Origin of the sequence: Microbacterium sp., from assembly GCF_036277215.1 — a bacterium.
Lineage (GTDB): Bacteria > Actinomycetota > Actinomycetes > Actinomycetales > Microbacteriaceae > Microbacterium.
In genome coordinates this window covers 1-7,404 of sequence record NZ_DASUNI010000129.1, presented here as the reverse complement: position 1 = coordinate 7,404, position 7,404 = coordinate 1, and the positions used below count along the sequence as shown (strand labels likewise).

Annotated in this window: 7 protein-coding genes; 6 read left to right on the top strand and 1 reads right to left on the bottom strand. The window is 69.0% G+C overall.

Annotation, left to right across the window (positions count from 1 at the left end; translation table 11 throughout):
- The 5 genes from VFX99_RS06625 to trpS all read left to right on the top strand — a co-directional run.
- On the top strand, positions 1 to 1,007 hold a 1,007-nt coding region (locus VFX99_RS06625; RefSeq protein ID WP_329665522.1), incomplete at its 5' end, for an FAD-binding protein.
- Entirely contained in the window at positions 1,007 to 1,822 is an 816-nt protein-coding gene (locus tag VFX99_RS06620) for a succinate dehydrogenase iron-sulfur subunit (RefSeq protein WP_329665521.1), read from the top strand. The genes VFX99_RS06625 and VFX99_RS06620, both read left to right, overlap by 1 nt.
- A gap of 59 nt (positions 1,823 to 1,881) precedes the next feature.
- Positions 1,882 to 3,258: a YihY/virulence factor BrkB family protein gene (locus VFX99_RS06615; RefSeq protein ID WP_329665520.1), complete on the top strand. Its 1,377-nt coding sequence runs from the start codon at positions 1,882 to 1,884 to the stop codon at positions 3,256 to 3,258.
- Positions 3,259 to 3,268: 10 nt separating this feature from the next.
- The gene (locus tag VFX99_RS06610; protein WP_329665519.1) at positions 3,269 to 4,117 is read left to right on the top strand and encodes an exodeoxyribonuclease III; all 849 of its coding nucleotides are present in this window, start codon (positions 3,269 to 3,271) and stop codon (positions 4,115 to 4,117) included.
- 68 nt (positions 4,118 to 4,185) lie between these two features.
- Positions 4,186 to 5,190 (top strand): tryptophan--tRNA ligase, encoded by a 1,005-nt coding sequence (trpS, locus tag VFX99_RS06605; RefSeq protein ID WP_329665518.1) that lies wholly within the window; start codon positions 4,186 to 4,188, stop codon positions 5,188 to 5,190.
- Between the two features lie 73 nt (positions 5,191 to 5,263).
- On the opposite strand, the gene VFX99_RS06600 is transcribed toward trpS, so the two are convergent.
- Positions 5,264 to 6,163 (bottom strand): hypothetical protein, encoded by a 900-nt coding sequence (locus VFX99_RS06600; protein WP_329665517.1) that lies wholly within the window; start codon positions 6,161 to 6,163, stop codon positions 5,264 to 5,266.
- 234 nt (positions 6,164 to 6,397) lie between these two features.
- On the opposite strand from VFX99_RS06600, the gene VFX99_RS06595 reads away from it, so the two are divergent.
- Positions 6,398 to 7,270 carry an Fpg/Nei family DNA glycosylase gene (locus tag VFX99_RS06595; RefSeq protein ID WP_329665516.1) on the top strand — a complete coding sequence of 291 codons (873 nt, stop codon included), beginning with the start codon at positions 6,398 to 6,400 and terminating at the stop codon, positions 7,268 to 7,270.
- The last annotated feature ends 134 nt before the right edge of the window (positions 7,271 to 7,404 follow it).

Sequence of the window (7,404 nt, the reverse complement as noted above, 5' to 3'; positions counted from 1 at the left end):
TCACCGAAGGTGCGCGCGGAGAGGGAGCGATCCTGCGCAACGTGAGCGGCGAGCGGTTCATGGAGCGCTACGCACCCACCATCAAGGACCTCGCCCCGCGCGACATCGTGAGCCGCTGCATGCAGCAGGAGGTCGCTGAGGGGCGCGGCGCCGGGCCGCACCGCGACTACGTGCTGCTGGACTGCACCCACCTCGGTGCGGAGGTGCTCGAGACGAAGCTGCCCGACATCACCGAGTTCGCCCGCACCTACCTCGGCGTGGACCCGGTGGTCGAGCCGGTGCCGGTGATGCCCACCGCGCATTACGCGATGGGCGGCATCCCGACCAACAACGACGCGCAGGTCCTCGCCGACAACACCACGGTGGTGCCCGGCCTCTACGCCGCCGGCGAGTGCGCGTGCGTGTCGGTGCACGGCTCCAACCGCCTCGGCACCAACTCTCTTCTGGACATCAACGTGTTCGGCAAGCGCGCCGGCCGCAACGCCGTCGAGTACGTCCAGACCGCGGACTTCGTCCCGCTGCCCGAGGACCCCGCCGCCGAAGTGCGCGGCCTCATCGAGGGACTGCGCAACGGAACCGGTACCGAGCGCATCGCCGTGCTGCGCAAGAAACTGCAGGACGAGATGGACAAGGGCGCGCAGGTCTTCCGCACCCATGAGTCCCTCACCCACGTGCTCGGCGTCATCGAGGAGCTGCGCGAGCGGTTCCGCAACATCCACGTCGACGACAAGGGCAAGCGCTACAACACCGACCTGCTCGAGGCGGTCGAGCTCGGCTTCCTGCTCGACATCGCCGAGGTCGTGGTCGTCACCGCGCGCAACCGCAAGGAGAGCCGCGGCGGGCACATGCGCGACGATTACCCGAAGCGCGACGACGAGACATACATGAAGCACACGATGGCGTATCTGTCGGGCGACGCGGGCTCGTCGAAAGCCGACGACCACATCCGCTTGGACTGGAAGCCCGTCGTGATCACGCGGTACCAGCCGATGGAGAGGAAGTACTGATGGCGACGACAGTCCTCGACACACCGGAGAAGACCGCACCGGAAGCGACCGAGGGGACCGGTTCGCCGGACGAGATCGAGCAGGCGCCGGTGCAGACCGGCATCCAGTCGTTCCTCGTGACCTTCATCATCCGCCGCTTCGATCCCGAGGTGGACGAGGAGCCGCGCTGGGTCGACTACGACGTCGAGCTCTACTCGACCGACCGCGTGCTGGACGCGCTGCACAAGATCAAGTGGGAGGTCGACGGCTCGCTGACCTTCCGCCGCTCGTGTGCGCACGGCATCTGCGGGTCCGACGCCATGCGCATCAACGGGCGCAATCGGCTCGCCTGCAAGACCCTCATCAAGGATCTCGACATCTCGCAGCCGATCTATGTCGAGGCGATCAAGGGCCTGCCGCTGGAGAAGGACCTGATCGTGGACATGGAGCCGTTCTTCGCCTCCTTCCGCGACGTGCAGCCCTTCCTCATCTCCGGGACGAAGCCGGAGCCGGGCAAGGAGCGCATCCAGTCGATCGTCGACCGCGAAGTCTTCGACGACACCACGAAGTGCATTCTGTGCGCGGCATGCACCTCGTCGTGCCCGGTCTTCTGGACCGACGGGCAGTATTTCGGACCTGCCGCGATCGTGAACGCGCACCGCTTCATCTTCGACTCGCGAGACGACGCCGGCGACATGCGCCTCGACATCCTCAACGACAAGGAAGGCGTCTGGCGCTGCCGGACGACCTTCAACTGCACGGAGGCCTGCCCTCGCGGCATCGAGGTGACCAAGGCGATCGCCGAGGTCAAGCAGGCGATCCTCCGCGGGCGCTGACTCCCGCTGTTGTCCCGGATGCCGCCGCCGCGGCATCCGTCGATCGCTAACCTGTGACAGTGAGCCAGAAGAGCGCGCGGGGCAGCGCACCCGACGCGCGTGCGGCGGCCGAGCACGCCGCGCGCGAGGAGGAGACGCTCCGGGAGCGCTGGGAGGCGACGCAGGAGTCGTTCCGCGACCGCTTCGACGAGCCGATCCAGGCCGCGACGAAGCTCACCAAGGCGACGATGGCGTGGTTCCCGATACGCGTCTGGCGGCACTTCCTGAGACTTAACGGCTTTCTGCTCGCCGCGGGCATCAGCTACCAGGCGCTGTTCGCGATCTTCGCGGCGATCTACCTCGCGTTCGCCATCACGGGACTGTGGCTCGGCGGCAACGAGGATGCCGTCAACGCGATGATCGCGGTCATCAACAGCTACATTCCCGGTCTGATCAGCGAAGAAGGGGGCGTCGTCACGCCGGCGGAGGTGCAGCAGATCGCATCCAGCACGACAGGGGTGCTCGGCATCACCGGACTGATCGCCCTCGGCACGGTGATCTGGACGGCCATTGGCTGGGTGACCTATTCGCGACGCGGCGTGCGCGACATCTTCGGCATCCCGCCCGACCGGCGCAGCTATGTGCTGCTGAAGGCGCGCGACCTTCTCGCGGCGATCATCTTCGGCGTCGCGATCATCATCGGCGCGGTGCTGACCTCGATCGGCTCGTGGGCGCTGTCGTGGTTGCTCTCGCTGATCGGCATCGAAGCGGCCCCGGGAATGCTCAACGCGAGCATCGCGCTCGGCTCGGTCATCGTGTCGTTCGCGCTGAACGCGGCGGCTCTGGCCGGCCTCTTCCGCTTCCTCACCGGCACCTCGCTTCGATGGCGGGTGATCTGGCCGGGTGCGCTGCTCGGCGGCGCCGCGCTCACGGTGCTCCAGCTCGGAGCGGGGCTTCTGCTCAGCTACACGCCGTCCAATCCGCTCCTGGCCACGTTCGCGGTCTTCGTCGGGCTGCTGCTGTGGTTCAAGATCAGCGGCATCATCATGCTGGTGGCGGCCGCTTGGATCGCCGTGACGTCGAAGGACAAGGACATCCCGATGCTGCTGCCCACCGAGGCCGAGCGGATCGCCGCCGAGCATCAGGCGCTGCTGCTGGCGGCGCAGGTGCGACTGCGGACGGCGCACGAAGCTCGCGCCGCAGCCCCGTGGTACCGCGCGTGGCGAGCGGACTTCGCCGTCAGGGAAGCCGAGGACGAACTGGAACGGGTCGAGGCCTCCGCCCCGGCGGCGTCGATCACGTCCAAGCAGGGCGGGAGGCAGGCGAGGCGAGCGGCGAAGCAGGCCGAGTCTGCGAATGCCGAGTCCACGAAGCATCCGAACGACACGGATGCGGCTCCGGCAGGGGCTGCCGCGGGAGCGCCCGGCCACCCGGGGCATGTCAGGAGCGATCGATAGGCTGGGAGGCGTGCCACATCGCGTCCGCATCGCCTCGATCAACGTCAACGGAATCCGGGCGGCGACCCGCAAAGGGATGCTCGAATGGCTCGATGCCGCGGACGTGGACATCATGGCCCTGCAGGAGGTCCGTGCCACGGTCGACGAGCTGCGGGCGGTGCTGCCCGGCTGGGAGCTCGTCAACGACGAGGCGCTGGCGAAGGGACGCGCGGGCGTCGCGATCGCCGCTCGGCTCGCTCCGACCGCCGCGCGGACCGTCCTGGGCGAAGAAGGGCTCGACAGCGCGGGTCGCTGGCTCGAAGCCGATTTCGACGTCGACGGGGAGCGGCTCACCGTGGTCAGCGCCTACGTGCATACGGGCGAGGCCGACACGCCGCGGCAGGACGCCAAGTGGGCGTTCCTCGATGCGATGGAACGGCGGCTGCCGCAGCTGGCTGCGACCTCGCCGCTGTCCCTCGTGATGGGCGACCTGAACGTCGGGCACCGCGAGCTGGACATCCGCAACTGGAAGGGCAACGTCAAGAAGGCCGGGTTCCTGCCTCGCGAGCGCGCCTACTTCGACAGGTTCCTCGGGCCCGCGGGCGCCGCGGTGACCGGGGTCGACGGGTCGCGGGGTACCGGCCTCGGCTGGACCGACATCGGTCGCATGCACCACGGTGAGATCGACGGGCCGTACACGTGGTGGTCGATGCGCGGACGCGCCTTCGACAACGACTCCGGATGGCGCATCGACTACCACCTCGCGACGCCCGAGCTCGCATCCCGGGTCACCGACTACCGCGTCGTGCGGGCACCCTCCTGGGACACGCGCTGGAGCGATCACGCACCGGTGCTGGCCGACTACTCGATCGGTCGCTGATCGCTCCGCCGCGGCATCCCGTGTCGTCTGCGGCGGGGGCCTCCCCGGCCCGACTCTAGAATTGCCCAGTGACGAAACCTCGCCTCTATTCCGGCATGCAGCCCTCCGCCGACTCGCTCCAGATCGGCAACTACATCGGGGCGCTCATGCAGTGGCGCGACCTGCAGGAGGCGTACGACGCGTTCTTCTCGGTCGTCGACCTGCACGCCCTGACGCAGCCGAACGATCCCGCCGAGCTGCGCGAGAAGACCCGCCGGACCGCCGCGCAGTACATCGCGGCGGGCATCGAGCCGTCGAAGTCCACGTTGTACGTGCAGTCGCACGTGCCCGCGCATCCTGAGCTCGCGTGGATCCTGTCGACGATCACGGGCTTCGGCGAAGCCGGACGGATGACGCAGTTCAAGGACAAGTCGCAGCGCTACGGCTCGGAGGCGACGTCCGTGGGCCTGTTCACCTATCCGGTGCTGATGGCGGCCGACATCCTGCTGTACCAGACCGACATCGTGCCGGTCGGCGACGACCAGAAGCAGCACGTCGAGCTCACGCGCGACCTCGCCGAGCGCTTCAACGCGCGCTACGGCCAGACGTTCCGCGTGCCGATGCCGGTGATCCAGCAGGACACTGCGCGCATCTTCGACCTGCAGAACCCGACGGCGAAGATGTCGAAGTCCGCGGAGTCGGATGCCGGCGTGCTGTGGCTGCTCGATGACCCGTCGGTGAGCGCGAAGAAGATCATGCGCGCGGTCACCGACAGCGAGGGATCGGTGCGGTACGACCGCGAGGTCAAGCCCGGGGTCTCCAACCTCCTGGTGATCTACGCCGCCCTCACCGGTCGGCAGATCCCCTCGATCGAGGACGAGTACGCCGGCCGCGGCTACGGCGACTTCAAGAAGGGTCTGGCCGAGGTCATCGTGAACGAGTTCGGCCCGGTGCGCGCTCGCGCGCTGGAGCTGCTGGACGACAAGGCGGAGCTCGACCGCGTGCTCGCCGTCAACGCCGGCCGCGCCTCGGAGGTCGCCGATCGCACCGTCGCGGACGTGTACGAGAAGGTCGGGCTGCTCCGGCGGGTGTAGCCGGGGCGCCGGGCCGTTCGGGATCCGGGACTCGCCGCGGGCACAACGTCGCCATCCTGTGCCGCGCACACGCTCAGCGTGATGGGAGGCGGGCTTTGCGGTCCGAAATGGCGACCTTGTGCGCGCCGGCCACGAGCGCCCGGTGCTCGACGGCGGCTCGCACGGCGGAGATGACCCGCTCCGGGTGGTACATGATGTCCTCGGCGATCGGGCGGAGTGTGACGTAGCCCAGGGCCGCTGCCGCCAGGTCGCGTCGACGATCGCGTCTTCCGGCTTCCCAGCCGCTGTGGAACTCTTCGCTGTCGCACTCGATGATGAGCCATCCGTCTACAACCAGATCGACTCGTCCGACCCCGCTGATGGAGACTTGCACATCCACCGTCCAGCCGTGCGACCGCAGCAGCAGCCGCATGAGTGACTCGGCACCGGACTCCGCGCGGCGGTCCAGGAGGGCGCGCAGCACGCGGAATCGGCGGGGCAGACGACGGAACACCTCCGCAATGTCCTGCTCGTCGACCAGCCCGAGATGCCATGCGCTGTCGAGAGTGGCGATGGCCGCACGGGGCGGCTGGCACCTGCAGGCCTGAGCGAGCGCCTCCACCAGCGGGGCGACGAGGTCGGCTTCCGCCGCCTCGGTTGCGCGCCAGTGGCGCACGAGCTGTGGGCTGCGCGCGGGGATCCGCGTCGAGCCGTAGTCCATCTGCACGTGGAGCGCGCCCGCGTGGAGCACGAACACGTTCAGCAGCGCGAGCAGCGACACGCAGTCCAGGCGCCCGCCGTCGCGTGCGGCGGCGAGTACCGGCTGCGGGCAGCCGCCGGATAGATACGTTCCCTTGCGAACGCGGATCAGCCGGGCGGCGGCGATGGCTTCGTCGATCTGCCGTCGACTGGCTCCGCGCTGCCGCAGCTCGGCATAGGTCAACGCGCCTCCGCCGAGGGAGGCGGCCACAGCTGCGGAGCGCGACTCGAACATGTCCCGATGCTGAGGGGCCGGCATCCAGGCCGACGGCGCCCCCGCGGCAGCCGCGGACAAGTCCAGACGGCAGCGGCCTGGGGAGGAACGCGGCCACGGACGCACAACGTCGCCATCTGGTGCTTCGCACGGTGTGGGAATCGGTTCCCAGTCCCCTACGGCGCCGAATCGGCGACGTTGTGCTCGACCCCTGGGCTTCGCCCACGGGTCGGAGGGGCGTGCGAGGATGGGGGCGTGCCGGAGATGCCCGAAGTCCAGGGCCTGGTCGACTTCCTCCGCGGGCGGACGACGGGGCTCGCGATCACGCGTGTCACGGTCGCCGCGTTCGCCGCGCTGAAGACATACGATCCGCCCGTCGACGCACTCGTGGGCGCCGAGATCACGGGCGCCGCGCGGCACGGCAAGTTCATCGACCTCCCGACCGCGACGACGGATGCCGAGCCGCACCTGATCTTCCACCTGGCCAAGGCGGGTTGGCTGCGCTGGTACGACGAGCTGCCCGCGACGCTCATCCGCCCCGGCAAGACGCCGATCGCGCTGCGGGTCGCGCTTTCGGACGGCTCGGGATTCGACCTCACCGAAGCGGGAACCAAGAAATCGCTTGCGGTCTACGTGGTGAACGATCCCCAGGATGTGCCGGGGATCGCCCGGCTCGGGCCGGATCCGCTCGATCCCACGTTCACCCGCAACACCCTCGCCGGCCTCATCGAGGGCAGACGCACGCAGATCAAGGGCGTGCTGCGCGATCAGTCGATCCTGGCCGGGGTGGGCAACGCGTACTCGGACGAGATCCTCCACGACGCACGGATGTCGCCGTATGCGCTGGCCGCGAGCCTCTCGCCCGAAGACATCGACCATCTCTACGAGGCGATGACGGCGACGCTGGCCGAAGCGGTGGCCACGGCGAGCGGCAAGCCGCCCGCTGAGCTCAAGGACGCCAAGCGACGCGGCATGCAGGTGCACGGTCGTCGCGGCGAGACCTGCCCCGTCTGCGGGGATGTCGTGCGCAGCGTCTTCTTCGCCGACAACTCGCTGGAGTACTGCGCGACGTGTCAGACCGGCGGCAAGGTGCTGGCGGACCGGCGGCTGTCGCGGCTGCTGAAGTAGGCCTACCTGGGCGGGCGTTTCGTCTCGGTCGCGGCGCTCCCTCGCTCAACGACCGCGACGGGGGCACGGCGGGCGTTTCGTCTCGGTCGCTGCGCTCCCTCGCTCAACGACCGGGGCGGGGGCTCCTCGCTCCC

Excerpts from the sequence above, each read along its gene's own strand:
- VFX99_RS06620 (WP_329665521.1), top strand. The coding sequence starts at position 1,007 with ATGGCGACGACAGTCCTCGACACACCGGAGAAGACCGCACCGGAAGCG.
- VFX99_RS06600 (WP_329665517.1), bottom strand. The coding sequence starts at position 6,163 with ATGTTCGAGTCGCGCTCCGCAGCTGTGGCCGCCTCCCTCGGCGGAGGC.